The sequence below is a fragment of the Rhodococcus sp. KBW08 genome, assembly GCF_003852455.1.
Taxonomy (GTDB): domain Bacteria; phylum Actinomycetota; class Actinomycetes; order Mycobacteriales; family Mycobacteriaceae; genus Rhodococcus_F; species Rhodococcus_F baikonurensis.
Genome location: NZ_QAJJ01000009.1, coordinates 141,834 through 166,842, shown reverse-complemented (window position 1 = coordinate 166,842; position 25,009 = coordinate 141,834). Strand labels below are relative to the sequence as shown.

Below are 25,009 nucleotides of genomic sequence, written 5' to 3'. Positions count from 1 at the left end.
AGCACAATGAGAAAATGGCAACGACGGATCGGGGTCAGATCACACTCGACGGCACAACCGTGTCCGTGACCAATCTGGGCAAGATCCTTTACCCCGAGAGCGGCACCACGAAGGCCGAAGTCATCGACTACTACACCCGTATCGCCGCAGTCATGCTTCCGCATGTAGTCGGTAGGCCGGGCACTCGTAAGCGTTGGCCCAACGGTGTGGACGGTCAGTCCTTCTTCGAGAAGAACCTTGCATCGTCTGCCCCGCAGTGGCTCACGCGTGCGTCGCTGCAACATTCTGATCGTGTCGTCACCTACCCGATCTTCGATTCCGTTGCATCCCTGGCGTGGCTGGGTCAGCAGGCCGCACTCGAATTGCACGTTCCCCAATGGCGATTCGACGGTTCCGAGCGTGGTCCGGCGACACGACTGGTATTCGACCTCGACCCGGGCGAAGGCGTCGGGTTGACCCAGTGCGCCGAGGTGGCGAGGTTGATTCGCGATCTGGTCGCAACTCTGGGGTGGACTGCCTATCCGGTAACCAGTGGTAGCAAGGGAATTCACCTCTACGTTCCACTGGATCGAGCCTTGGACGGCAGTGGTGCGTCGACTGTCGCCAAGCAGATCGCCACCGGGCTCGAGAAGCTTCACCCGGATCTCGTCACCGCGACGATGGCTCGAAATGTCCGGGCAGGCAAGATTTTCGTGGACTGGAGTCAGAACAACGCAGCCAAGACAACCATTGCGCCGTATTCGATGCGCGGTCGCGATCAACCCTATGTTGCCGCGCCGCGCAGTTGGGATGAACTCGACGATCCGAAACTACGGCATCTGTTGTTCGACGAGGTTCTGGAGCGCGTCGAATCCGACGGTGATCTGCTGAGCGATCTGGATCCGCCGGTCTCGGCGGCTGTAGCCGACACGTTGACTCACTATCGCAACAAGCGGTCGGCCGACCGGACACCGGAGCCGATCCCTGCTGCGGTGACCAAGGAGAGCGCGGGCAATACCTTTGTGATCCAGGAACATCACGCCAGAAGATTGCATTACGACGTTCGCCTCGAGCGGGACGGTGTGCTCGTGTCCTGGGCTGTTCCGAAGGGCGTGCCGACCAGTGCCGGAGAGAATCGGTTGGCCGTGCACACCGAGGATCACCCGCTCGAATACGCCACGTTCTCGGGCACGATTCCGAAGGGGGAGTACGGCGGCGGTTCGATGACGATCTGGGATTCCGGGACGTACGAGACCGAGAAGTGGCGTGAAGACGAAGTGATTGTGCGCCTCAGCGGCGAACGGGTGCAGGGACGATTCGCGCTGATCCGGACAAAGGGCGACCAGTGGCTGATGCATCTGATGAAGGATCAGAACGCGAGTTTCGGAACTGAGTTTCCCAAGAATCTCGAGCCGATGCTTGCCACCGCTGGAACGCTCGAAGGTCTCGACCCGCAGGAGTGGGCCTTCGAAGGCAAGTGGGACGGGATTCGAGTGATCCTCGAATATCATTCGGGCGCAATGTCGCTTCGCAGTCGCGCGGGTAACGACAAGACCGGGGACTATCCAGCCCTTGCCGGGTTGGCCGAGGTGCTGGACGGTCATGACGTGATTCTCGACGGTGAAGTGGTGGCGTACAACGACGCGGGAGTTACAGATTTCGGCCTCCTCCAACGAGGTGGGGAACCGGTATTCCTGGCCTTCGATCTTCTGTACCTCGACGGAGTGTCTTTGCTGCGGAAATCCTATTCGGATCGCCGCACCGTGTTGAATGCGTTGGCGGGCAAGGTCGGTGAGCTCGAGGTGCCCCCACAGATCGAGGGTACGGCGGAGAACGCGTTGGAGGTGAGTACCGATGCCGGGTGGGAAGGGATCGTCGCCAAACGTCGTGCATCGGTCTACCTTCCGGGACGGCGTGGGTCGAGTTGGATCAAGGTGAAGAACTGGCGCACTCAAGAGGTGGTGATCGGTGGGTGGCGCACCGGACAGGGCAATCGAGCGCAGGGGATCGGGGCGCTGCTCATGGGAATTCCGGGTGAGGACGGGTTGACCTACGTGGGCCGCGTCGGTACCGGATTCAGTGATCGTGATTTGGAGTCACTGCTTGCGGTGCTGGAACCGTTGCGTCAGAAGGAAAGTCCGTTCGAGGAGGAACTTCCAGCAGATGACCGAAAGGGGGCGGTCTGGGTGAGGCCTGAACTCGTCGGTGAGGTGCGGTTCATGGATTGGACGGCGACCGGACGCCTTCGCCATCCGAGTTGGCGGGGTCTGCGGGAGGACAAGAAGCCAGGCGACGTGGTGCGGGAAACAACGTAATGATGGTCAACGCACCGAGGAACGCGACTGCGGCACAGATCTGGATTCCGATGCACATCGCCGAGCTGTAAGCCTGGTTCGCTGCGTCGGCCACAGCGCTCACCGTGGGAGCGTCGGCGTGGATCTGCGCCAGATCGACTGTGGAAGTGCCGACTCCTGGTTCGAAACGGGACCGGAAAACCGTTGCTACGACCGTCCCGACGACGGCGACGCCCAGAACTCCACCCAATTCCCGTACGACACTGTTGATCGAACTTGCCATCGGAGCCTGTTGAGGCGCAACCGACGACATGGATGCAGTTGTGGCTGGAGCCATGACCAGCCCCATCCCGGCGCCGACCAGTGCCATGATCGCAGCGAGGATCCCGAACGGTGCGTACCTACCTGCGGCGATCGACAAGACCAACAGTCCCACGGACATGAGCGTGAGGCCGCCCGCGATCGAACTGTGCACCCCGAGTCGGCCGACCACACGATCGCTGCTCGACGCTACAGCTGCCATCACCAGTGCAAACGGAACTGCACCGACGCCGGCAATCAATGGACCGTACCCGCGAACGAATTGAAGGTATTGCGTGTACGTGAAGAGAACTCCGAACAAGGCGAAGAACGTGGCCGCCAAGATGGCATTGGAGATGCTGAACACTCGGCTGGTGAAGATGCGCACATCTGTCATCGGCGCCGGGGCCCGCAGCTCCCACCAGACGAATCCGGCGAGAAGTGCTGTTGCGCTGACGATCTCCAGCAGCGTGATGGGCGAAGACCATCCGCGAAGGCTTGCTTGAGTGAGGGCATCCACGATCAAAGCCAATCCGCCGGCGGACAACAGGAGTCCGGGGATGTCGAAGGAACCCTTTCCCATTCCTTCAACTGAGGGCACAAGAGAAACCGTCGCGGCTATCACAACGGCGACCAATGGGACGTTGATCCAGAAGACGCTTCCCCAACTGAAATGTTCGAGTAGTACGCCACCGGCTACAGGGCCGATCGCGATTCCGAGTCCGGCGGTTGCAGACCAGATGCCTATCGCCCGGCCTCTCTCGTGCGGAACGAACATCGAGACGACAAGTGACAGCGTGGCCGGCATGACCAGTGCGGCGGCTGCCCCCATCACTGTTCGCCAGCCGATCAGCTGCAACGACGTCTGCGAGAGGGCTGCGAAGGCTGACCCGAGGGTGAACAAGGTGAGGCCGGTCAGAAGTATCCGACGGTGACCGAATCTCGCGCCGAGTCCACCTGCCGTGATGAGCAAGGCGGCGAACGCCAATGTGTATGCGTTGTTGATCCATTGCAGGTCGACGGTGGTCGCCGGCAGTTCGCGGGCAAGGGTCGGGATGGCGGTGTTGAGGATGGTGTTGTCGATCGTGACTACGACGAGGGAAGTGCAGAGGGCGCCCAGCGCCGCCCATCGTCGCCGGTCAGTGAGGTGGAGAGAATTCATGATGTCCTTACGAATGTAACCTTACGGATGTTTAGTGATGAGAACGTACCCCGTCGCCTTACATGTGTAAAGTTTGTCGGGTGAGTGATGTTTCCGAGGATGCCGATGAAACTGGGACGAATGGTTCTCGGAGTACTCGCGCCCGAAATCCAAGAGGAAGCGGCACACGGCTCCGTGGAGAGATTGTCGCCGCAGCGGCGACGCTCATCGCCCGCACCGGATCGGATCAAGCGGTGACGCTTCGGTCGGTCGCTCGCGAGGTCGGGATATCCGCACCATCTATCTACGGACACTTTTCCGATCGCGACGCCATTGTCGAAGCGGTGGTCTCCGAATCGCTGGAGCAGTTGCATCTCGCCGTGGCCGACGCCGTTGCCGCGCACGCCGACCCTGTCGAGGGTTTGTATGCTGGTTGCTCGGCATACGTCGAGTTCGGCATCTCAGAGCCTGCTCGGTATCGGGTCTTGTTCGGGTGGTCGCGGCCGAAAGGTCAGTCGCCACAATCGGATACGCGAGGATTGGCCGCATTCAACACGCTGGTGACCAATCTCGACGCGTGTGTCGATGCTGGGAAATCGACCAGCACAGATACTTTCGTCGATGCGGTGTCGATCTGGACCTCGCTCCACGGACAGGTGATGTTGCGTGCGGATCTCCCAGAGTTTCCGTGGCCGTCGACGGACACCGTCAGCGAGATGGTGAGGAGCCTTGCGCGGCTTGTGAACTGACTTCTTGATCGTTCGGTGATCGACGACGCAGCCAGGTCTGATCCAGCATCGTGAGATAGGCATCGAGTTGGGCCGCGCCGGCGAGAATGTTGCGGCTGCGTGTGGTCAGCCGGTCTTGCCAGGAGTCGAGGAACGCTGCCAACGCGTCCGCTCCGCCTGCCTCGCGCAGCGAGTCGAGAAACTGGGCGACTTGCGACAGTCGGTAGCCGCCGCGCCGCAGTTGCCGTGCGATCTCGGCGTCGCGCACACACTCGGGACCGTATTCGCGATAACCCGTTGCCTGTTCGCGTTCGGGACGCAGGATGCCGTGCTCTTCCCATGTGCGCAGTGTCGCCGGATGAACGCCGAGACGGCGCGCGAGCTCACCCACCGTCAGCGCTGGACCGTGTACCTGTGCCGGTGCTGTGGTGGACAGAGTCCCCAGCGCAGTGGCTACCTCGGTGCGAGTTCCTCGCTCGGCGAGCAGCGTTACGTGCGCACTGTCGATCAGGCGGTAGGCGGACTCGGTGTCGCCCTGGTTGGTCGCACGCATGATTTCCGTGGCCCGCCGGTGCCCGTGACCGCCGCGCAATGCGAGGAAAGTACGCAGGGCTTGTGCGTGCACTGGGGTGTATCGCCGGTAGCCGTGGTTGCTGCGCTCGGATAAAGGAAGGACGCCGGCATCGTCGTAGTTGCGGATCGCCTGCGCGGACAACCCGTGTTCACGGGCAAGGTCGATGGGCCGCACTGATCACCTCCGATTGAGGCTTTTCACGGTATACCCCAGGTAATTATCGTCAAAGTTTCACTCGAACCTTCAACGATACTGTCGAAGGCAGTCCACCTTCGAAAGGGATGATCATGTCCACTGCCCCAGCGCTGAGTGAGTTCGGCCGCCAACTCGAAGACGCGGCAAGTCTTGGTCGTGCCGTCGACGAACTGCTCGCAACGCGAACCACGGGGCCGGCACTACTCGCCCTCGGAGAGCCGACCCACGGAATCAAGGCATTTCCTTTGCTGCGCAACGAACTTCTCGGCCAACTCGTCGAACGAGGATATCGGTCGATCGTGCTCGAAACAGATGCCTTAGCGGCGTTGCTCGTCGACGACTACGTGAACGGGGGAGAGGTGGACATCGAGAAGGTGCTCGCCACCGGCTTCAGCCACGGATTCGGGGCGGTACCGGGTAACCGCGAACTCGTCGAATGGCTACGCGATTACAACGACGGTCGCGCTCCGGCTGACCGAGTTCGCTTCTACGGCTTCGACGCTCCGGTGGAGTATTCCGGCGCGCCGAGCCCACGTGGCGCGCTGTCTGCGGCAGGTGACTTCCTGCCCGCTGCGATGCGGCCGCACTCTTTCGACGACATCGACCTTCTGCTCGGGCAGGACACCGACTGGAGCAACCCGGCGGCGATGTTCGATCCGGCTGCGTCTATCGGCAACTCCGATCATGCTCGCGCCCTGCGCATCATTGCGGACGACCTCGGCAGCGTCCTGCGGCGCGCCGCACCGGTGCTGCGGTCCGCCGACCCGGGCAGGTACGACCTGGCCCTCGCACACGCACGCACCGCTGTAGGTCTTCTGCGATACCACGCCGCGATGGCGAGTTCCGCTCCTGATCGCATCGGCACTCTGCTCAGCCTGCGTGCCGAGATGATGGCCGAGAACCTGCTGGCCGTCGTCGCCCAGGAGCAGCGACGCGGGCCGGGCCTGCTGTTCGCACACAATGCCCATCTCTTGCGAGTGCAGTCCGACATGCCGGTCAACGGCGACGTGGTCAGTTGGGGAAGCGCCGGTTCACTCGTCGGACTTGCCCTCGGAGAGCGTTACGTAGTCGTGGCGACCGACGCCAACCCAGACAGTGATCCGGGCACTCTGCAGGGTGCGTTGGCCGAAGTGACCACTCGGCGTGCCCTGTTCTCGACTCCGGCCCTGCGCGCGGTGCTCGGCACGTCGGTTACTGCGGGCGAACCCATCCTGCCCGGCCATCTGCCGCTGACCCCTTCGGCGTTGAACGGAGCCGACGCGGTCATCTTCGTCGCGGATACTGATGGAAAACGTAATCAGTACTGGTAAGAGCGTCAGGGGCAGAGCGCGTGCGAGAGCATCGCGATGGTGTCCGGTTGGTCCTTCGGCGTCGACGTCAGCGTCACGGTGAACGCACGATCGGGCGTCGCACCGGACAGCGTGTAGTACCCGTAGATCCCGCCGCTGTGGCCGATATAGGTGACGCCGCAGGGAAGTTCGGTGGCGCCGACGCCCAATCCGTACCCGGATCCCTCGGCTTCGGTGGCGGCGACCTGAGGGGTGGTCATCTCGGCAAGCTGCTCGGCCGGCACCACCTGCCCGTCGAGTAGTGCTCGCCAGAAGACGTTCAGGTCTGTGCCCGTCGAGACCATCGCTCCGGCAGACCATGGGATCGACGGTTCGGTGCGGGAAACATCGGTCAGACCACCGTCGAGATCTTGATAGCCCGTCAGGTGGTCGCCCCTGATGTCGCGCTCGCCGGCCGGCGGGAGGTACGTGTCTTCCAGGTCCAGCGGATCGAGTATTCGAGACTGGAGTTCATCGGCGTAGCTGCGGCCGGTCACGGATTCGACGAGCATTCCGAGAACGATGTAGTTGGTGTTGGTGTAGACGAACGACGTTCCGGGGACGAATTGCGCCGGTTTACCGAGGGCGATGGCGACCGCGGCGGACGGCGTCAGCGTACGGTCCTCGTTTGCGGCAATCCATTCGTCGGCGCCGGGTTCTCCGGCGAATTCGGGAAGGCCGCTGCGATGTTGTAGCAGTTGTCGCACGGTGATTGCGCTGCCGTCGATGCCGCTGCCGTCTATTCCACTGCCGTCGATGCCCCTGCCGTGCAGTAGGCCCGGGAGGTACTGCTCGATCGGTGCGTCGAGGCCGATCTTGCCCTCGGCGACCAACTGCAGAACGAGGGAAGCGGTGAATGTCTTTGTCACACTACCGATCCGGACGCGGTCGTTCTTGCCGATCGAATCGCCGTTGGTCCGGTTGGGCACGCCGCTCGTCATCACAGCCGTTGTGGTGCCGTCGTCGAGTGTTGCGATCGACCCGACGACACCCGACCTGGTGAGTCCGTCGAGATCCGATTGAATCTCCACTGCGCGCTGGAGCGTCGAGCAACCGATCAGCGCCGTGGTGGCTCCGATGATGACCGCGGCGACGAGCAGGTATGAGCGCATGAGTCGAATCTATGGACTTCGTCGCTGGATCGGATCCAGGAAATCCCCCATCATTCCCTGATCTTCTGCCAGGCCGGGACGTAAGGCCTGTTTGTTGAAAACCGACAAATCGGATCAATCATTCCTGTCCGAACACCACGTCCACGCCGTTAACATCCGAACGAAGTGTTTGTTTTCACGTGTCTTACCAGTTCACGGCTATCGAGGTGCGCTGCCGCGCGCCGAAACGACTCCCACGAAGGACGGATGCATGAAGAAGTCGACACTCCGCACGGGAACGGTCGCGGCTCTGCTGACCGGAAGTGTCCTGTTGTTCTCCGCTGCCCCTGCCTCGGCCGATCCGGGAAGCCTCGGCAGTGGCGGCAGTAGCGGGAGCTCCGGCAGCCTGGGAAGCGCGGGCAGCATCAGCAGTGGATCAGCCGCCCTGCCCATCCCGAGTCCGGCAGGCCTGATCGCGCTGGCAGCAGCGAGCACTCAGACCGGAAAGCCCTACCAGTGGGGCGGCGTCGGTCCGAACTCGTGGGACTGCTCCGGGCTGGTGCAGTGGGCGTTTCGGCAGGCCGGAGTGAATCTGCCACGGACCAGTCAGCAGCAGGCCAACGTCGGACAGCCGGTTCCGCGGTGGGCCCTGGCGCCCGGCGACGTCATCACCTTCTACCCCGGTGCGACCCATGTCGGCATCTACGCTGGGTTCGGAATGGTGTTCAACGCCTATGGAGTTGGTGTTCCGACCGGACTGACGCCGCTGGCGGATCTGCCGATCAACAACATCCGCAGGTTCTAGAACCTGCACAGAACCTTCACAAGTCCTCCCAGGTTCATCCACGACGGCCGAATACAGTCAGTTCCATGAGTCAGCGAAGAGTGCTCGTGGTCGACGACGAGGTCAGTATCTGCGAGTCCATCGCGGCGAGGCTGCGTGCCGAGGGCTACGACGTCGAGCTGGCGTTCGACGGTCCCAGCGCGGTGACCCGCTGCGAGGAGATGGACGCCGACCTGGTGGTGCTCGACGTGATGATGCCGGGATTCGACGGACTCGAGGTCTGCCGCCGCATTCAGTCCGTGCGCCCGGTGCCGGTGCTGATGCTGACCGCCCGTGCCGACGAAACCGACATGCTGATCGGTCTCGGTGTCGGGGCCGACGATTATCTGAGCAAGCCGTTCAGCATGCGTGTCCTCGTCGCCCGTGTTCAGGCATTGCTTCGGCGCGCTGATCGTGCGGAGCACGCTGCTCGCCCGGTGACCGACCTCCTCGAGTTCGGCGATGTCGTGATCGACCTGACCGAGCGTCGAGTACGCCGTGATGCCCAAGAAGTCCACCTGACCCGCACCGAGTTCGATCTCATCGCCTACCTGGCGGAGCGGCCGCGAGCTGCGATCCCGCGGGAGTCGCTGCTCGAGGAAATCTGGGGCTGGGGAGAGGGAGCGGGTAGTCGGACCGTCGACAGCCACGTCAAGGCGCTACGACGCAAGCTCGGACCTTCCGTGATCCGGACCGTTCACGGCGTCGGGTACGCCTGGGACGTGCCGCGATGAGCGTCGTCGACCGGCTTTTCGCACGATGGCCACGGCCGCTGGACCCGATGCGGTCTTTCAAAGTGAAGGTCGGCCTCCTGGTTGTCGCAGCGCTGTTGTTCGCCGCGGGTGGTTTCTGGTTGACCTCGCAACAACCGTTTCGTTTCGCCCTTCTGACGGCGTTGGTTGTCGCACTCGGAGTTACGCAGGTGCTCGCACACGGAATGACGTCACCGCTTCGCGAGATGACGGCCGCAGCGAAGGCGATGGCGCGCGGTGACTACTCGCGGCGAGTGCGAGCGACTTCCCGCGACGAGGTAGGCGAGCTCGCCCATGCGTTCAATCGGATGGCCGAGGACCTCGGTGCAGACGACCGGTACCGCCGCGAACTGATCGGCAACGTCTCCCACGAATTACGGACGCCCATCACCGCTTTGCAAGCCATGCTCGAAAACGTCGTCGACGGTGTCGAAGAACCGGATCCGGCGATGATGAAATCGGCGCTGCGGCAGACGGAACGACTGGGCGCGCTGGTGGCCGATCTTCTCGACCTCTCGAAACTCGAGGGTGGCGCGATGCCGTTGAAGCGGCGCCGATTCGAGGTCGAGCCGTTCCTCCGCGAGCTGTCGAGTGTGAGCGCGGGCGACATCGAGATCGACGTGAAGCCTCCGCAATTGTCCGTCGTAGCCGATCCGGATCGCCTCCATCAGGTGGTGACCAACCTGGTGGGCAACGCAGTTCAGCACGGGAACGTCAACACGAAAGTGGTCATCCGAGTACGTACCGGCAGTGCAGGGGAGTTGGTGCTCGACGTCCACGACGACGGCCCCGGCATCGAACCACAAGCCCGCGAGCGAGTGTTCGACCGCTTCATACGAGGCGGATCGACAGACGGTGGCACCGGGCTCGGCCTCGCGATCGCGAAGTGGGCCGTCGAATTGCATGACGGCAGGATCGCCGTCGTCGACGCCCCGTCGGGCTGCTGCATTCGAGTAGTGCTGCCGCAGAACTGAATCGAAGTCTCTGACGAGATCGAGAGATCTCGCGATGGCGCATGCCTACATCAGGCATTCGTCTGTACTTCCGACCCTGAAATCTGAACAAGAAACATAGGAGATCACATGAGCGCTCCGATAGTCATTCCACCGAAAGCGCCGATGCCGGCCGTGAAACCCAAGCGTCCCAACCGATTCTGGCGTCCCGATCGCACGTCGATGGCCACCCGCTCGATGCTCGTCGGCGCGGCCGCAGTAGGGGTGCTTGCGGCTCTGATCCTTGATCCAGGGTTCGTGAGTGTCGCGTACGTGATCGTCGGTGTCGGCGTGGTGACCGTGTTCGGGATTCTGACGCCGCCGCGGATGACCGTGACGCAGTGGGTCGCCGCCATCGGGATGCTCGCACTACTGGGCGTTGCCGCCGTTCGCGGTGCAGAGTGGTTGGTGTTCCTCTGCGTCGTAGCCGCGTGGGTTCTGTTCACGTGGACTCTGATCGGCGGGCGGACGTGGACCGGAATACTTCTCGGAACGGTCGCTCCCTGGCGGGCGCCCCACAGGACGGTCAACTTCGTTCGTCGTCGCAAACTTTCGACCCGCTCTGCTCCGCGGGTGCCGGCCGTGCGAGTTGTCGTCGTCAGCGCAGTATCGGTTGTCCTCCTGCTGATCTTCGGATCTTTGTTCGTGAGCGCGGATCCGGAGTTCGCGAAGATCTTCGGCGGCTTCGCTCCTGCCATCTCGGTGTCGAACCCGGGGGCACGGATCTTCGCCGGTGTCGTGATGGCGTTCGGCACGCTGGTTGCGGTGTATCTGCGTCGGAGAACGCCGACGGTGGACGCATTTGCGCCTGCACCGGCGACGCCGTTGCCGATGTGGGAGTGGGCGGTCCCGCTCGGAGTGCTCAACGTGCTGTTTCTCGGTTTTGTTGCAGTGCAGACGAAAACGCTGTTCGGGGGAGACGAGCACGTACAGGTGACCGACGGACTGACCTATGCGGACTACGCGCGTGAGGGTTTCTGGCAGCTCATGGCGGTCACCGTGCTGACGCTGCTCGTCATCGCCGTCGCAGTGCGGTTCATCGACCGCCGCGACGCCGGATCGAAGCGTCTTGCCCGCGGACTGTTGGGTGCACTGTGTCTCTTCAGCCTGGTGATCGTGGCGTCCGCAGTACACCGGATGTGGTTGTACGAGAATCAGTACGGTTTCACGGTGCTCCGGGTCAGCGTCTTCGCCACAGAGTTACTTCTGGGATTCGTGTTCGTATTGTTGCTCGTCGCGGGTATCCGGATGTCCGGGAAGTGGCTGCCCACAGCCGTTCTCGCCACTTCAGCCGTCGCGCTGCTGGCCTTCGCGGTGTTCAACCCTGACGCGTACATCGCGCAAAAGAACGTGGAGCGGTTCGAGGGCGGCAAGAGCATCGACGTTTCCTACTTACACGGGCTCTCCATCGACGCGGTGCCTGCCTTGGATCGTCTACCGGAACCGCAGCGTTCATGTGCCTTGAGCAGATATCGATTCGGAGTGCCGGGCACCACTGCGCCCTGGGAGTTCAACGCAGCGCGTGAGAAGGCCCGCGACATCCTGGACGCTCGCCCGGTCGGGCCGTGCCTGCAGATGTACACGGTCGGATAGACGCAGGGCGATTGTGCAGCCGCGCGCCCGATTTGGCGCGCGGCTGCACAATAGGCGAGCGTCACCTGGTCGATCAGTGCACGGCGAGTGAGATCTTCTCCCTCTCCTGCGCCGACACCACGTCGCGCGTGGAGCGCAAGTCGATGGTCACGCTGTTGAGTTTGCCGCCGTAGCGGAAGGTGCCGTGCTCGGCGAACTCCTCCGCCACCGGACTGCCCCGATTGATGCCGACGTCGAGCTGTTCGTTCATGCTGAAGATCGCCCGTGTGGTCTTCTCGACCCGGCGCTCGGCGACCACCTCGCCGTCGACGCTCAGGGTGGCGGTTCCGCCCTTGCCGATTCCGCCGCCGTCGTACTCGAAGTGGACGGAGACTTCACGCGTATCGGGTGTCAGCGGGTTGCGCCCACGCACGAAGGTCCGGCCGCCGCCGCTGAAGTTGTAGCAGTAGACCGGAACGGAATCGAGTATGTACAAAGCGAATCCGCCGAACCGGCCACCGAGGCTGACCAGCATGCCGTCGGCGACGCTACCCAGACTCGCGGTGAGTGTGTACGAGCGGTTGAAGAACGTCGGCGCAGCCTTCTCGACCAGTCCGTTCATGTGTGGGTACAGAGTGAGGGTTGTGCGTCCCATCATCGGATGCGGTGGTCGTGATTCCGCGGTGGCGTGGCGGCCGACCGTTCTGTCGTCCAGTGGCAGTACCTGATACTTGGCGGCCTCGACGAGGAATTTTTCCTTGAGCCGGGCCAGGATCTCGGGATGCTCGTCCGCGAGATCGCGGGCCTGCGACCAGTCGACCGAGGTGTCGTACAACTCCCAACGATCTTCGCTCATCGGTGTGAGCTCGAGGCCGTGAGTGGCCATCAGCCAGGGGGCGCGGTGCGCCGTGACTGCCGTCCAGCCGTGATCGTAGATTCCGCGGTTGCCGAAAATTTCGAAATACTGTGTGGTGTGGCGCTCTTCGGCTTCGGGCTCGGCGAAGGTGTAGTTCATCGCCACGCCCTCCATCGGTTTCTGGGTGACCCCGTCGACGCTGGTCGGCGCCGGAATACCTGCAGCTTCCAGGATTGTCGGCGTGATGTCGACGCAATGATGCCACTGCTCTCTGATGCCTGGCTTGTCGATCCCCTTGGGCCAGTGGGCGATCAGGCCGTTACGGGTGCCGCCGTAATGAGACGCGACCTGCTTGGCCCACTGGTACGGGGTGTCGAGAGCCAGAGCCCACGACGCCGGATAGTGCGGGTAGCTGGTTTCGGTTCCCAATTCGTCGTAGCGCGCCAGCACGTCGGATGTCGCACTCTTGTAACCGTTGAGGCCGGCGAGGTAGTTGAACGAGCCCTCCATACCGCCCTCGGCGGAAGCGCCGTTGTCACCCATCATGTAGAGCACCAGCGTGTTGTCGAGGACGCCCATGTCCTGCAACCGGTCGACGAGCCTGCCTACCTCGTCGTCGGTGTGCTCGAGAAATGCCGCGTACAACTCCATCAAACGGGCCGAGACCTTCTTCTGGTCGTCGTCGAGTTCGTCCCAGTGTGGGAGTCCCGGAGCCCACGGGGCCAGCTCGGTATCTGGAGCGACGACGCCCAGTTCCTTCTGCTTTTCGAGGGTGATCTCGCGTTGACGATCCCACCCGTGATCGAATTCGCCGACGTACTTGTCCAGGTAGCGGTCCGGAACCTGTAGTGGGGCATGGCAGGCGCCGAAGGGGAGGTAGCAGAACCACGGCTTGTCCGGGTCCATCGTGTTGACACCCTCTACCCATTCGATCGCGTGGTCGACCAAATCCTCGGAGAGGTGGTAGCCCTCCCGTGGCGTCTTGGGTAAGTCCACCATCGTGAAGTCCTCGTAGAGAACCGGGGTGAACTGGTCGGACTCGGCGCCGAGAAAACCGTAGAACTTGTCGAAGCCCTCACGGACCGGCCATCGATCGAACGGCCCGGCGGCGGTGGTCTCCCACGTCGGGGTCTGGTGCATCTTGCCGAAAGCGCCCGTCGCATAACCGTTTCCCTGCAGGACGCGGGCAACAGTCGCCGCGGAAGCTGGACGCGTCCCGTTGTATCCCGGTGCAGCATTCGCCATTTCGGAGATGACACCCATGCCGACGCTGTGGTGGTTGCGTCCGGTCAGAGTGGCGGCACGCGTCGGTGAGCACAGAGCCGTGGTGTGGAATCGGCTGTACTTCACACCGGTCTCGGCCAAACGCTCGGCCGTGGGTGTGCGGCACGGGCCACCGAACGCCGAAGGTGCGCCGAATCCGACGTCGTCGATCATGATCAGCAGCACGTTCGGTGCCCCGGCAGGCGGCCGAAGCGGTTCCGGGCGGGTGTACGGGGGATTCTGATCGGGGTAGTACACGGCGGCCGCGACGTTCGGCGTCTCGGGAATGATCGGGATGGAATGGCGATTCACCAGCAGGCTCCTTGGCGTGTGCAAAACCGGGTCGATTAAGCAGTCGTCTTAAATTGGAGCGTAACGGTCACGGCTTCGCTAGCAGCCTCGGTCTCGCTGACTGGGACACCCACCCCCTGTGAGCGGTTAAGGAGTCCCTGCACTCCCTAACCGCGCACAGGGGGTGGGTGTTGCAGAATTAAGGCAGTGACTTATATGGTCGGTGCATGCCCGCCTCGTTGGATGCCAAGAACGCCATGATCGCCGTCGCCGAGCGTATGTTCGCCGAGCACGGTATTCACGAAGTGTCCATGAGGGACGTGGCAACGGCGGCGGGGCAGCGCAACAACTCTGCAGTTCAGTATCACTTCGGTGGGCGAGACGGTCTGGTATTGGCCGTATTCCGGCATCGGATGGATCAGATCAATGCAGCACGACTGACATATCTCGACGACATCGACGCCAGTGGGCGGACCGACTTGGTCCGCGCCTTGGTCGAAGCCTTTCTGTACCCGTTGGCCGATTTCATGGCGACAGTCGACGGGTCCAACTACGCGCGTTTCATTGCGAGAATTTCACCGTCTGTGGATACACAGAGTGCTGAGTTTCGTGAGGTCAGTGAAGGAATCAACGAGGTAGTCGGCAGGTTGACGAGGGCCTTGCCGCATCTGCCCCGCCGCGTCGCGGTTGAACGGATCGATCTGACGTTCAACATGAGCGTCTCCGCTCTGGCCATCTTCGAGCAGCGCCGCGAAGACGAAAACCCGGTTGTGCAGCCAGATTTCGATACGACGGTGGATCATCTGGTTGATCTCGCGGTAGGAGCACTGATCGCACCCCAAAGCGCACACAAACGCACACGAGCAAAGCGGGTGCACGCGTCGACTGACGTGTGACCCCTTCAGACCCGACAGGACGGAGTCATCCCATGGCTATCCTTACATCATCACGCACAGTTCAAATCGGCAATCACACAATCGAATTCGGACCACGTGGCATGCGCCGCAATCCGGAAGGCGTTGAATCGATGCCGTACGAGCGGTTCACTCTGACGCCCGTCACACCGTTCATCGGTGCGGAGATCACCGACATCGACTTGCGTGATCCGTCGGAGGAGCAGATCGAGGATCTACGTCGGGCCCTCCTCGAATGGAAGGTCGTGTTCTTTCGGGACCAGCCGATTTCGAGCTTGAATCATCGTGACTTCGCGGCCCATTGGGGTGAACTCGAGGTTCATCCACTTCTCCCGCAAGGAGACGTTCCGGCCGTCGTCAGATTCGAACGCGGAGAAGACAGTCCAGGAACCGAAAACATCTGGCACGTCGACGTCACGTGGACCAAGACACCGCCCCTCGGTTCGGTCCTTCGGGCGATCGACGTACCGCCCGCCGGTGGTGACACCCTCTGGGCCGATATGGGTAACGCCTTCGACTGCCTCCCCGACGAGATCAAGGACTTGATCGACGGCAAGGACGCCATCCACGATTTTGTGCCGTCCTTCGGACGCGGCATGAGCCCGGAGAAGTTGGAACAGATGAAGGAGCAGTACCCGCCGGTCCTGCATCCGATGGTTCGTAAGCATCCGGAAACCGGGCGAAAGACGCTGTTCGTCAACAGCCTCTTCACCACCCACATTCCGGACATGGATCCTGCCGAAGGCAACGATCTGCTCAACCTGTTGTTCGCACAGGTCAAGGTCCCGGACTTCCAGTGCCGCTTCAAGTGGGCGCCGAATTCCATTGCCTTCTGGGACAACCGGGCCACCCAGCACTACGCGGCGAGTGATTACTTCCCCCATCGCCGCGTGATGGAGCGCGTGGCGATCCTCGGAGACGTGCCCTTCTGATCTACGTCTGCGGAATGCGGATGATGCACCGGAAGCCGACGTGGCAGGTCGAGGACTCCTCGGATTCGGCCTGCCGTGCGGCAGGGCGGTAGCGCAAGCAGTAGTTCGGTGCGCACAGATGTGAGCCGCCCTTGATCACCCGTCGTGCGTAGGGTTCGCCCGCCAAGGCCTCCGTGGCGAACTCCGCTCGGGGATTACGAGGAATGCAGCACGACGAGGTCGGCGCGACGTTCTTGGAACTGTGGGCGTGGTCGGACGTGTAGTGATCGGCTGTCCACTCCCACACGTTCCCGGCCATGTCGAGCAGTCCGTAGCCGTTGGGCCGGAACTTTCCGACCGGCGCTGTGCGCTCGTACCCGTCCTCGAGCAGGTTCTCCCAGGGGAACTGTCCCTGCCACACATTGCCGCCAGGCCGCCCGCCCGGAGAGTCGTGATCGCCCCACACATAGGCCTGGCGATCGAGTCCACCGCGGGCGGCGAACTCCCACTCGGCCTCGGTCGGGAGTTCCTTGCCGGCCCACGCGGCGTAGGCCTGAGCGTCGAAATACGACACGTGGGTGACCGGGTGCCGTTCACGTCCCCCGATGTTGCTGTCGGCTCCCTCGGGATGGCGCCAGTCGGCGCCGGGAGTGAACGACCACCACTGGGTGTAGTCGTCGAGTGAGACCGGACCGGGTGGTGAAGTGAAGACCAACGAGCCCGGAACGAGGAGGGCAGGATCGGCGTCGGGATAGTCGGCGGCATCCGGGGCGATTTCCGCAGTGGTGACGTGGCCGGTTGCCTTCACGAAGCGTCGGAACTCGGCGACCGTCACCGCCGTCGTGTCCATCCAGAATCCGTCGACGGTGACCTGATGAACTGGGCGTTCTTCCGGATAGAAGTCTTCGGAGCCCATCCAGTACGTCCCACCCGGGATCAAAGACATGTTCTTCGGGGGAGTTGCCGTGGAGTGAGGCGTCGTCATGAATTCAAGAATGGCACGTCGGTCGCGCCGATGTGGGGGAGAGCCCCACCTGGTGCCCTCGGCAGGATTCGAACCTGCGACCCTTCCTTTAGGAGAGGAATGCTCTATCCCCTGAGCTACGAGGGCGGGGAGCGTTACCGACAAGCGCTGAAAACCCTGTGCTGCCGGGGGTTTTCGCTTCTCGGTGCTGCTGTTGCATCCGCTCTGCCTGTCGGCACGAAGCCTCAGGCGTCACAGCTGCGCTAGTCAGTGTAGCGGCCCGCCGACGAGGTCGCGAAGTCGACGGTGTTATCGCGTGCAAGCTGCCGGCCGAACCGATCGCACTGATCGCAATGGTGGTCACCGCGGAGCACGCGCGGCATGGTGCGGGAATGACCCGCAGAATCCGCTTCAACGCCTTTGCCATGAACTGCGTCGCCCACCAATCGCCTGGTCTGTGGCGCCACCCGGAAGACCAGTCGTCCAGGTACACGGATCTGAGGTACTGGACGGAATTGGCGAAGCTCCTCGAGCGTGGACGATTCGACGGGTTGTTTCTGGCCGATGTGTTGGGAACATACGACGTGTACGGCGGTAATCACGACGCAGCGCTGCGGCAGGGCGCGCAGGTTCCGGTCTCGGACCCGCTGCTACTGGCATCGGCTATGGCTGCCGTGACCGAGCACTTGGGCTTCGGTATCACCGCAGGTACAGCCTTCGAGCATCCGTACCCGTTCGCTCGGCGCTTGAGCACCCTCGATCATCTGACGAACGGGCGAATCGGGTGGAACGTGGTCACCGGATACCTCCCGTCGGCCGCACGGAACATGGGCGAGGACGACCAACTCCAGCACGACGATCGCTACGACCACGCGGACGAGTACCTCGAAGTTCTCTACAAGTTGTGGGAAACGTCGTGGGAAGACGACGCGGTGGTGCGTGACAGAAGCACCGGGGTCTACACGGACCCCGCCAAAGTTCATCCGATCGAGCACGAAGGCAAGCACTTCACGGTTCCGGGCATCCACATCTCCGAACCTTCTCCGCAGCGGACGCCGGTCATCTTCCAGGCGGGCGCGTCGCCTCGCGGAGTTCGGTTCGCCGCCGAGAATGCCGAGGCGATCTTTGTCGGTGCACCGACAAAAGCGATTCTCAAAGACACCGTTGCGCGCATCCGGAACGAGCTGACCAAGGTCGGACGAGATCCGTACTCGGCCCGCATCTACGCACTGTTGACGATCATCACCGACCGAACCCCCGAGTTGGCGCAGGCGAAGCTCGAGGACTACCGCAGTTACGCCAGTAGTGAAGGCGCGTTCGTTTTCACCTCGGGGTGGATGGGAATCGACCTCTCCGGATACCGAGCGGACGAGCCGATCGGGAACGTCGAGAGCAACGCCATTCAATCCGCGGTCGCATCGTTTCGTCAGGCCGACGAGAAGGGTGGCGAGTGGACGGTGGGAGACATCGCGGAGTGGGCGGGCATCGGAGGGCTGGGCCCGATCGTCGTCGGTTCCGGCGCGGAGGTCGCCGACGAGTTGCAGGAATGGGTCGCCGAGACCGACGTCGACGGGTTCAATCTGGCGTACGCGGTGACTCCGGGAACCTTCGAAGACATTGTGGAGCATGTGATTCCGGAGCTGACCAGACGGGGCGCTTACCAGAGCGACTACGAAGCAGGGACGCTGCGCAACAAATTGTTCGGGCGAGGGGACCGGCTGCCGCTCGAACACCGAGGTCGGAGCTTCGACCGGATCCGCACGACCGGCTGAGCGGGGACCTCAGGACCAGCCGGACCCGGGTACGTGAACCGAGGTGGTGAGGTCGATCGCCTCAATGTCCGAAGACCTCAATTCTTCACCACACACACTGCAACCCAAGCGTGCTTCGAATCGCTTACCGCAGGTCTTGTGATGGAGAACGATGTCGGGGCCGTCCGCGGATCTGAACCAACGCTGACCCCAGGAGATCATGCACATCACGACGGGGAAGTACGCCGTGCCCTTGGGGGTGAGTCGATACTCCGACCACTGTGGGCGATCCGGAAGCGGACGCGTTTCCATCACACCGATCTCGGTGAGGTGCTTCAAGCGATCCGCGACTATCGCCGGTGGTGCCCCGGTGATCTCGGCGAACTCTCCGTAGCGGCGAGCGCCTCGGAAAGCTGCACCGACGATCGCGGCTGACCAGCGATTGCCGACGAGTTCCATCGTGTGAGCCAGAATTTCCGGACGGCGTTCGGACTTGGTGGAGCGTCGTCGCGATGTTGCTTCGGGGACACTGCGTGAGAAGTCGCCACTCGGGCCCATTTCGGAGTCCAGGGACCGTACGTCCACGTCCTCGCCGCACTCCTTGCAGCGCAGGATCGGGGTGAAGTCGTGTCCGCAGGTGCTGTGCCGCAGTGGTGGAAGCGGCTGGGTTTCGTTGGGCGCCCACTGCTTCTCCCACGACCACATGGTGATGAGGACGGGCCAGATCGACTGCCCTTTGCGGGTGACCGAGTATTCGTGCCTGGGCGGGTTCTGCTGATACTCACGACGCTCGAGCATCCCGCCGGCCGTCAGGACCGCCAACCGTGAGGACAATACGGAGTTGGAGATTCCCCCGAGAGCCAGCCAGTCGTTGTATCGTCGCGACCCCAACAGGGCGAATCGCAGAATCCAGAGGTTCCACTCGTCGCCCAACAGTCCGAGCGTGACGGCCAGTGCGTTGGGACCACCGGCAGGCAACTCGGTGACGCCCGCCGACGCGGTGGGTGTCGAAGATCCGGCTGCATTCACTCGTACCACCCCGAAATCATAGGCCGCGCATCCTGGGGCACCGGGAGACCGTACCGAGTGGTCTGCAGAAAGAGTCGGGAATCACTCGACACGGGCAATGAGTAACGCTTCCTGAGTGATCTGGCAGATCTGGAGTCCGGATCGATCGAAGACCGCGGCATTCACGACTGCTCTGCCGGCGTGAGCTGTGGGTGTCGAGTGCTCGAAGAGCAGCCACTCGTCCGCTCGTACCGGACGCTGAAACCACATCGTGTGATCGAGGGACACACCCGTCCAGTCCGTGTCGAGCGAGTGCTCCTGCCCGATGTCGTAGCCGTGCGGAGTCAGCGCGGTTGCCATCAGCATCAGATCGCTGGCATAGGCGAGAGCAGCGACGTGAATCAGCGGACCGTTGCTCAGGGGCTGCGCCGACCGCATCCAGATGTTGCGCGGAGGCGCCGCCGAATGCGTCGTAGGGGACTGCAAATCGAGTGGAGACACACGAATCTCGATGGCGGAGAACTCTTCCCACACTTCGCCCAGTCCGCCGTCAGCCTCGGCCAACTCTTGCAGGGTCACGCACTCTTCGGGTGGGAGCGCTGCGGGGGTTGCCCGACTGTGAGTGATGCCCTCGTCGATCGAGGAGGCCGAGACCGTCGAGCGGCAGACGAGTCGTCCGTCCTGGTGGACGTCGACGCCTCTGGTGGACAGGCGTTTTCCGTCGCGAAGTCGATCTACCGAGAACTCTGTCGCGTGATTCGGCGAACCCGGGCGAAGGAAGTGCGTGTGGACGGAACTGATCGCTTTTCCGTCGGTGACCGTGTGCCCGGCCGCGAGAATCGACTGGGCGACCAGTTGGCCGCCGAACAACTGAGGTAGCCGAACACCGTCATTCGACCCTTGCCACCGGTCCGGGCCGGTCGATTCCAGGTCGAAGACGTCGGCGAGACCACTCGTGGGGGCGCTCATGACGCGTGGTTTCGTGCCGGGCGTGGCGGGCGGGGAAAGAATCCGCTGGTCCGGGCCACGTAGTCGTCGTAGGCCTGCCCCTTGCTCTTACGCATGCCGCGTTCGAGCAGGGCTTTACCGCTGTAGCTCACCAGCAGTTTGATCATGACGATCGGCGAGACGATCGTGATCAGTGCCAATGGATCACCTAATGCGAGGATGAAGAGTCCGACCCAGACGCATGCGTCACCGAAGTAGTTGGGATGGCGGGTCCAGGCCCAGAGCCCACGATCCATTACCCTGCCGGCATTGGCCGGGTCAGTCTTGAAGCGGGAAAGTTGGTAGTCGCCAACCGATTCGAAGACGAAGCCGATTGTCCAGACTGCGATGCCGATCGCGCCCAGGATTCCGAGAGTCCGAAACTCGTACATCGCGAACTGAACGGGCAGCGAGACCACGAGAATGAGGACGCCCTGGAGTCCGTAGATCTTACGGATAAGGAACGGAACCAGCGGGCCCTGTTGGTGTTTGAGCAGGGCAGTGTAGCGCTTGTCCTGCCCGTGCCCACGGTTACGGAAACCGATGTAGAGGCCCAGTCGCATTCCCCACACCACGGTCAGCGCCAGGACCACGAGGCGACGCAGATCGTTGCCGTCCGATCCGATGGACGTCACGTACGAGACGACGGCGACGAAGGCGAATCCAGGCCCCCAACAGATGTCGATGATCGAGTGATTGTTCATCCGGATGGCGACGGCCATCACGACTGCGATGAAGACGAGCACGGCGAGTGCGCTCACACCGAAGTTCAGTGCAAGATCGCCCAGTGGGATGTCGGTCATGCGCGCGCTTTCTGATTGTGGTGGTCGAGCAGTTCGGAAGCAAAGTCCGCGAAGGCTTCCTGAGCGCTCGGGTAGGTGTGAGAAGTGCCGAGCCGGCTGGTCACGAGTAGTGCGTCGAGTGCTTTGGCATCGAGTTCTGTGGTGGTGGGCAGGAAGGCGGTCGAGCCTTCGACGGCGTCGGCCGAACGCACCCCGTTGCCTGCCGTGACGATCACCTGCCCGTTGGTCGTGGACTCGGGATCGACGAGGGCAGCGACCACCGGAGCTACCAGGTCGGCACCCATGATGTCGATGAATCGCGGGTCCATTCCGGACTCGGTCATCTGCGTAGTGGCGTAGGGCAGAACGACATTGGTGAAGACGTTGTGGCTCGCACCTTCGGTCGCTGCGGTGCGCCCCAGGGCGATCACGGCTCCCTTGCTGGCGGCATAGGCGGATACGGTCGGTTCGCCGTGCAGTCCTGCGGTCGAGGCAATCATCACGATGCGCCCGAATCCGGCTTCGCGCATCACTCGGGAGGCTTCGGCCGCAACCAGTGCGGTCCCGACGACGTTTGTCGTGATGACGGTACTGAGGTTTTCGGCGGTGGTGCGATGGAGCATCTGTGGACCGCTGACCGCGGCGCTGGTGATGCAGAAGTCGAGTCGTCCGAAGCGAGTGAGAGCCTCGTCCACCAACTTTCGGCCGACCTCGGGGTCGGTGACGTCGTCGTGGTTGGCGACGGCGTGGCCACCGGCTTCGAGGATCTCGTCGGCAACCTGATCTGCGGGGCCACGGCCGCGCGCGTCGAGTGTGCGATTTCGATTGTTGACGATCACCGTGACCCCTCGGCTCGCGAGATGCAGTGCGACGGCACGGCCGAGGCCCTTACCCCCTCCGGTGACGACGGCAACGCGGCCCGAAAGCGAACTGGCGGTCATGAGGCGATCCGTTCGACGAGAACCGCGACTCCGACACCGGCGGCGCCGCTGACCGCGGCCACACCGTAGCGTCCGTCGCTCCGTACCAGTTCGTCGACGCAGGCGCCGACGAGAATTGCTCCGGTAGCGCCGAATGCATGGCCCATCGCCATCGTGCCTCCGTTGGGGTTCATCCGGTCCGGCCCGGCGTCGAGATCGCGACGGAACCGTAGGCAGAGCGCGGAGAACGCCTCGGCGAACTCGAACACGTCGATGTCCTGCGGACGAAGCCCGGCTCGCGCGATGACTGCCTCCACGGCGCTCTGGCCCGCCGTGAGCATGAGAACCGGATTCACCGAAGTCGATGCGGATCCGATGATCCGAGCGCGAGGGGTCAAGCCGGCTCTGGCCGCGGCCTTTTCGGATCCGAGGAGAAGGAGTGCTGCGCCGTCGGCCATGGCGGGAGAGGATCCGACGGTGTGCAGGTGTTCGATCTTGCCGACCTCAGGGTAGGCGGCGAGCGCGAGTGCATCCTGACCGGCGGAGCCGAGCCCTTCGAAGGCGGCAGGCAGTGCTGCGAGCCCCTCTGCTGTCGTGTCTGCCCTGACCAGTTCGTCGTGCGCAATTCCAGGTTTACCGTGTCTTCCGGGAACAGGTACAACGGACCGCTCGAATGCGCCGTTGCGCCAGGCCTCGGCAGCCTTGTGCTGGGTTTCGACGCCGTAGGCGTCCAGCTCGTCGCGGGAGTACCCCTCGATCGTGGCATTCAAATCGGCGGCAACACCCATATGGATGGAGCCGATCTGCGCAATGGTTGCCGGGTCGGTCCACAGAGGTCCTCGATCGCTGAACATCGGAGTGCGGGAGACGCTTTCGACGCCACCGGCCACGACGAGGGACACGTCGTCGCTGCGAATGCGGGCTGCGCTCTGGCCGACCGCGTCGACGCCGGATGCGCAGAAACGATTGAGAGTCGCGCCGGGAACGGAATCACCCCAACCGGCCAGGAGGGCTGCAGTTCTCGCGATGTTCGCTCCCTGCTCGTCCACCTGCGATGCGCAGCCGAGAACGACGTCGTCGATCTGCTCTGCGGCGAGGTTCGTTCGACCTTGCAGTGCCTTGGCCAGATGGACGACAAGATCCACTGGGCTGTGTTCGTGGAGGGCGCCTCGCGTCGATGCTCGGCCGCGCGGCGTGCGCACGTAGTCGAGGACAAAAGCATCAGTCATTTTCAACCCTTCAATTAGTAGAGTTACTCTGCTAGTTGTAGTACGGTTGCGATGAAATTACAACCGCCGATGCACGGGTATCTCGGTGACGTCACCGAGGCCGGATCGGCAAGGGGAGAGGTCATGACTGTTTCGAACATTTGGATTCTCGGCGGGTACCAATCCGACTTCGCACGAAACTTCACCCGTGAGGAACTCGATTTCGCGAACCTTGCCGAAGAGGTGGTGAACCACACTCTGGCCGCGGCGAAGGTTCCTGCCACCGACATCGAGGTGATCCACGTCGGTAATGCCTTCGGTCAATTGTTTGCCGGCCAAGGTCAGCTGGGTGCGATGCCCGCCACCGTGCATCCAGAACTCTGGGGTGTGCCCTCGTCCAGGCATGAGGCAGCGTGCGCATCGGGCAGTATCGCTGTACTTGCAGCGATGGCAGACCTGCGCGCCGGCAACTACGACGCGGCTCTGGTGATGGGTATCGAACTGGAGAAGACTGTTCCGGGTGATGACGCGGCCGGCCATCTGGGCGCTGCAGCCTGGGTCGGACACGAAGGTCAGGAAGCAAAATTCATGTGGCCGTACATGTTCGATCGTGTGTCGAAGGAATACGGGCGGCGTTACGGGATCGACGAATCTCACCTTCGTGCGATCTCGCAGATCAACTTCGCGAACGCGAAGAACAACCCCAATGCGCAGACACGCGGTTGGGCGGTGCCCGATCTACTCGGAAATGCGGGTGGTGACGACACCACCAATCCTGTTGTGGAAGGTGGTGTTCGACGATTCGATTGCAGCCAGGTGACCGACGGTGGCGCCGGGGTGGTGCTGGTGACGGACAAGTACCTCCGTGACCACCCTGGTGCTGCGGCGACTCCACTGGCCCAGATCGCAGGCTGGGGTCACCGCACCGTCGGTTTGGGTCTCGAACAGAAACTGACGCGTGACGCGGAGAATCCCTACGTGATGCCACACGTTCGGGATGCGGTGATGGGCGCCTTCTCCCGGGCGGGAGTCGACCTGGCCGGGATAGACGGGATCGAAACACATGATTGTTTCACCGCGAGTGAGTATCTCGCGATCGACCACATCGGTCTGACCGCGCCCGGCGAGTCGTGGAAAGCCATCGAGAGTGGCGACATCGCCATGGGCGGCAAGCTACCGATCAACCCCAGCGGCGGTCTGATCGGCGGCGGTCATCCGGTGGGCGCCAGCGGTGTCCGAATGCTTCTCGACGCGGCCCGTCAGGTGACGGGAACGGCCGGCGGTTTCCAAGTCGAGGGTGCGAGCCGCTTTGCGACGCTCAACTTCGGTGGAAGTACGGCCACCACCGTCAGTTTTGTCGTCGACGCAGTTTCCTGAAAGTGCAG

21 protein-coding genes and 1 tRNA gene are annotated in these 25,009 nt (G+C 62.8%); 11 read left to right on the top strand and 11 right to left on the bottom strand.

Annotation, left to right across the window (positions count from 1 at the left end; all coding sequences use genetic code 11):
• Window positions 1–14 precede the first annotated feature (14 nt).
• Window positions 15–2,294 (top strand): ATP-dependent DNA ligase, encoded by a 2,280-nt coding sequence (locus tag DBV08_RS11560; RefSeq protein ID WP_124567514.1) that lies wholly within the window; start codon window positions 15–17, stop codon window positions 2,292–2,294.
• On the opposite strand, the gene DBV08_RS11555 is transcribed toward DBV08_RS11560, so the two are convergent.
• On the bottom strand, window positions 2,197–3,735 hold the full coding sequence (locus DBV08_RS11555; protein ID WP_260395535.1) for an MFS transporter: 1,539 nt from the start codon (window positions 3,733–3,735) through the stop codon (window positions 2,197–2,199). The two genes, DBV08_RS11560 and DBV08_RS11555, sit on opposite strands and share 98 nt — an antisense overlap.
• Before the next feature lie 80 nt (window positions 3,736–3,815).
• Here DBV08_RS11555 and DBV08_RS11550 point away from each other — a divergent pair, with 80 nt between their 5' ends.
• Complete coding sequence (locus DBV08_RS11550; protein ID WP_095971207.1) at window positions 3,816–4,463, top strand: TetR/AcrR family transcriptional regulator; 648 nt, start codon at window positions 3,816–3,818, stop codon at window positions 4,461–4,463.
• Here DBV08_RS11550 and DBV08_RS11545 read toward each other — a convergent pair.
• On the bottom strand, window positions 4,423–5,190 hold the full coding sequence (locus DBV08_RS11545; protein ID WP_260395534.1) for a MerR family transcriptional regulator: 768 nt from the start codon (window positions 5,188–5,190) through the stop codon (window positions 4,423–4,425). The genes DBV08_RS11550 and DBV08_RS11545 overlap by 41 nt on opposite strands.
• A gap of 107 nt (window positions 5,191–5,297) precedes the next feature.
• On the opposite strand from DBV08_RS11545, the gene DBV08_RS11540 reads away from it, so the two are divergent.
• Complete coding sequence (locus DBV08_RS11540) at window positions 5,298–6,521, top strand: erythromycin esterase family protein (protein WP_124567512.1); 1,224 nt, start codon at window positions 5,298–5,300, stop codon at window positions 6,519–6,521.
• Between the two features lie 5 nt (window positions 6,522–6,526).
• Here the strand turns inward: DBV08_RS11540 and DBV08_RS11535 are convergent, their stop codons facing one another.
• Window positions 6,527–7,651 (bottom strand): serine hydrolase, encoded by a 1,125-nt coding sequence (locus DBV08_RS11535; RefSeq protein ID WP_124567511.1) that lies wholly within the window; start codon window positions 7,649–7,651, stop codon window positions 6,527–6,529.
• Window positions 7,652–7,901: 250 nt separating this feature from the next.
• Between DBV08_RS11535 and DBV08_RS11530 the strand changes: the two genes are divergently transcribed.
• The 4 genes from DBV08_RS11530 (at window position 7,902) to DBV08_RS11515 (ending at window position 11,790) form a co-directional block, all read left to right on the top strand.
• Complete coding sequence (locus DBV08_RS11530) at window positions 7,902–8,435, top strand: NlpC/P60 family protein (RefSeq protein ID WP_124567510.1); 534 nt, start codon at window positions 7,902–7,904, stop codon at window positions 8,433–8,435.
• A 65-nt stretch (window positions 8,436–8,500) separates the two neighbouring features.
• Entirely contained in the window at window positions 8,501–9,187 is a 687-nt protein-coding gene (locus DBV08_RS11525) for a response regulator transcription factor (protein WP_095971204.1), read from the top strand.
• Entirely contained in the window at window positions 9,184–10,179 is a 996-nt protein-coding gene (locus DBV08_RS11520) for a HAMP domain-containing sensor histidine kinase (protein ID WP_124567509.1), read from the top strand. The genes DBV08_RS11525 and DBV08_RS11520 overlap by 4 nt, the downstream gene beginning before the upstream one ends.
• A 108-nt stretch (window positions 10,180–10,287) precedes the next feature.
• Window positions 10,288–11,790 (top strand): DUF4173 domain-containing protein, encoded by a 1,503-nt coding sequence (locus DBV08_RS11515; protein WP_311714786.1) that lies wholly within the window; start codon window positions 10,288–10,290, stop codon window positions 11,788–11,790.
• Window positions 11,791–11,863: 73 nt separating this feature from the next.
• On the opposite strand, the gene DBV08_RS11510 is transcribed toward DBV08_RS11515, so the two are convergent.
• Window positions 11,864–14,200, bottom strand: coding sequence for an arylsulfatase (locus DBV08_RS11510; protein WP_124567508.1), 2,337 nt, complete (start codon window positions 14,198–14,200; stop codon window positions 11,864–11,866).
• 206 nt (window positions 14,201–14,406) lie between these two features.
• On the opposite strand from DBV08_RS11510, the gene DBV08_RS11505 reads away from it, so the two are divergent.
• Together DBV08_RS11505 and DBV08_RS11500 are read left to right on the top strand one after the other, a co-directional pair.
• Window positions 14,407–15,075 carry a TetR family transcriptional regulator gene (locus DBV08_RS11505; protein ID WP_124567507.1) on the top strand — a complete coding sequence of 223 codons (669 nt, stop codon included), beginning with the start codon at window positions 14,407–14,409 and terminating at the stop codon, window positions 15,073–15,075.
• A gap of 32 nt (window positions 15,076–15,107) precedes the next feature.
• Complete coding sequence (locus DBV08_RS11500) at window positions 15,108–16,025, top strand: TauD/TfdA family dioxygenase (protein ID WP_124567506.1); 918 nt, start codon at window positions 15,108–15,110, stop codon at window positions 16,023–16,025.
• Window position 16,026: 1 nt separating this feature from the next.
• On the opposite strand, the gene DBV08_RS11495 is transcribed toward DBV08_RS11500, so the two are convergent.
• Together DBV08_RS11495 and DBV08_RS11490 are read right to left on the bottom strand one after the other, a co-directional pair.
• Window positions 16,027–16,989 (bottom strand): formylglycine-generating enzyme family protein, encoded by a 963-nt coding sequence (locus DBV08_RS11495; RefSeq protein WP_124567505.1) that lies wholly within the window; start codon window positions 16,987–16,989, stop codon window positions 16,027–16,029.
• A 50-nt stretch (window positions 16,990–17,039) separates the two neighbouring features.
• Window positions 17,040–17,115 (bottom strand) — tRNA-Arg (locus DBV08_RS11490).
• Between the two features lie 245 nt (window positions 17,116–17,360).
• Here DBV08_RS11490 and DBV08_RS11485 point away from each other — a divergent pair.
• On the top strand, window positions 17,361–18,740 hold the full coding sequence (locus DBV08_RS11485; protein ID WP_124567504.1) for an LLM class flavin-dependent oxidoreductase: 1,380 nt from the start codon (window positions 17,361–17,363) through the stop codon (window positions 18,738–18,740).
• A 9-nt stretch (window positions 18,741–18,749) separates the two neighbouring features.
• Here DBV08_RS11485 and DBV08_RS11480 read toward each other — a convergent pair whose 3' ends face one another.
• The 5 genes from DBV08_RS11480 to DBV08_RS11460 form a co-directional block, all read right to left on the bottom strand.
• On the bottom strand, window positions 18,750–19,748 hold the full coding sequence (locus DBV08_RS11480) for a helix-turn-helix domain-containing protein (protein ID WP_124567503.1): 999 nt from the start codon (window positions 19,746–19,748) through the stop codon (window positions 18,750–18,752).
• Window positions 19,749–19,829: 81 nt separating this feature from the next.
• On the bottom strand, window positions 19,830–20,696 hold the full coding sequence (locus tag DBV08_RS11475; RefSeq protein WP_124567502.1) for an acyl-CoA thioesterase II: 867 nt from the start codon (window positions 20,694–20,696) through the stop codon (window positions 19,830–19,832).
• The gene (locus DBV08_RS11470; RefSeq protein WP_124567501.1) at window positions 20,693–21,517 is read right to left on the bottom strand and encodes a DUF1295 domain-containing protein; all 825 of its coding nucleotides are present in this window, start codon (window positions 21,515–21,517) and stop codon (window positions 20,693–20,695) included. The genes DBV08_RS11475 and DBV08_RS11470 overlap by 4 nt, the downstream gene beginning before the upstream one ends.
• On the bottom strand, window positions 21,514–22,437 hold the full coding sequence (locus tag DBV08_RS11465; protein WP_124567500.1) for an SDR family NAD(P)-dependent oxidoreductase: 924 nt from the start codon (window positions 22,435–22,437) through the stop codon (window positions 21,514–21,516). Before DBV08_RS11465 ends, DBV08_RS11470 begins: the two co-directional genes overlap by 4 nt.
• Entirely contained in the window at window positions 22,434–23,645 is a 1,212-nt protein-coding gene (locus tag DBV08_RS11460) for an acetyl-CoA C-acyltransferase (protein ID WP_124567499.1), read from the bottom strand. Before DBV08_RS11460 ends, DBV08_RS11465 begins: the two co-directional genes overlap by 4 nt.
• 123 nt (window positions 23,646–23,768) lie before the next feature.
• Between DBV08_RS11460 and DBV08_RS11455 the strand changes: the two genes are divergently transcribed.
• On the top strand, window positions 23,769–25,001 hold the full coding sequence (locus DBV08_RS11455) for an acetyl-CoA acetyltransferase (RefSeq protein WP_185564591.1): 1,233 nt from the start codon (window positions 23,769–23,771) through the stop codon (window positions 24,999–25,001).
• Window positions 25,002–25,009 lie beyond the last annotated feature (8 nt).

What these genes read in the sequence shown, in the direction of transcription:
- DBV08_RS11560 (WP_124567514.1), top strand. Translation starts at nt 15, where the DNA reads ATGGCAACGACGGATCGGGGTCAGATCACACTCGACGGCACAACCGTG.
- DBV08_RS11555 (WP_260395535.1), bottom strand. Translation starts at nt 3,735, where the DNA reads ATGAATTCTCTCCACCTCACTGACCGGCGACGATGGGCGGCGCTGGGC.
- DBV08_RS11540 (WP_124567512.1), top strand. Translation starts at nt 5,298, where the DNA reads ATGATCATGTCCACTGCCCCAGCGCTGAGTGAGTTCGGCCGCCAACTC.
- DBV08_RS11535 (WP_124567511.1), bottom strand. Translation starts at nt 7,651, where the DNA reads ATGCGCTCATACCTGCTCGTCGCCGCGGTCATCATCGGAGCCACCACG.
- DBV08_RS11530 (WP_124567510.1), top strand. Translation starts at nt 7,902, where the DNA reads ATGAAGAAGTCGACACTCCGCACGGGAACGGTCGCGGCTCTGCTGACC.
- DBV08_RS11525 (WP_095971204.1), top strand. Translation starts at nt 8,501, where the DNA reads ATGAGTCAGCGAAGAGTGCTCGTGGTCGACGACGAGGTCAGTATCTGC.
- DBV08_RS11520 (WP_124567509.1), top strand. Translation starts at nt 9,184, where the DNA reads ATGAGCGTCGTCGACCGGCTTTTCGCACGATGGCCACGGCCGCTGGAC.
- DBV08_RS11515 (WP_311714786.1), top strand. Translation starts at nt 10,288, where the DNA reads ATGAGCGCTCCGATAGTCATTCCACCGAAAGCGCCGATGCCGGCCGTG.
- DBV08_RS11505 (WP_124567507.1), top strand. Translation starts at nt 14,407, where the DNA reads ATGCCCGCCTCGTTGGATGCCAAGAACGCCATGATCGCCGTCGCCGAG.
- DBV08_RS11500 (WP_124567506.1), top strand. Translation starts at nt 15,108, where the DNA reads ATGGCTATCCTTACATCATCACGCACAGTTCAAATCGGCAATCACACA.
- DBV08_RS11495 (WP_124567505.1), bottom strand. Translation starts at nt 16,989, where the DNA reads ATGACGACGCCTCACTCCACGGCAACTCCCCCGAAGAACATGTCTTTG.
- DBV08_RS11485 (WP_124567504.1), top strand. Translation starts at nt 17,361, where the DNA reads ATGACCCGCAGAATCCGCTTCAACGCCTTTGCCATGAACTGCGTCGCC.
- DBV08_RS11475 (WP_124567502.1), bottom strand. Translation starts at nt 20,696, where the DNA reads ATGAGCGCCCCCACGAGTGGTCTCGCCGACGTCTTCGACCTGGAATCG.
- DBV08_RS11470 (WP_124567501.1), bottom strand. Translation starts at nt 21,517, where the DNA reads ATGACCGACATCCCACTGGGCGATCTTGCACTGAACTTCGGTGTGAGC.
- DBV08_RS11465 (WP_124567500.1), bottom strand. Translation starts at nt 22,437, where the DNA reads ATGACCGCCAGTTCGCTTTCGGGCCGCGTTGCCGTCGTCACCGGAGGG.
- DBV08_RS11460 (WP_124567499.1), bottom strand. Translation starts at nt 23,645, where the DNA reads ATGACTGATGCTTTTGTCCTCGACTACGTGCGCACGCCGCGCGGCCGA.
- DBV08_RS11455 (WP_185564591.1), top strand. Translation starts at nt 23,769, where the DNA reads ATGACTGTTTCGAACATTTGGATTCTCGGCGGGTACCAATCCGACTTC.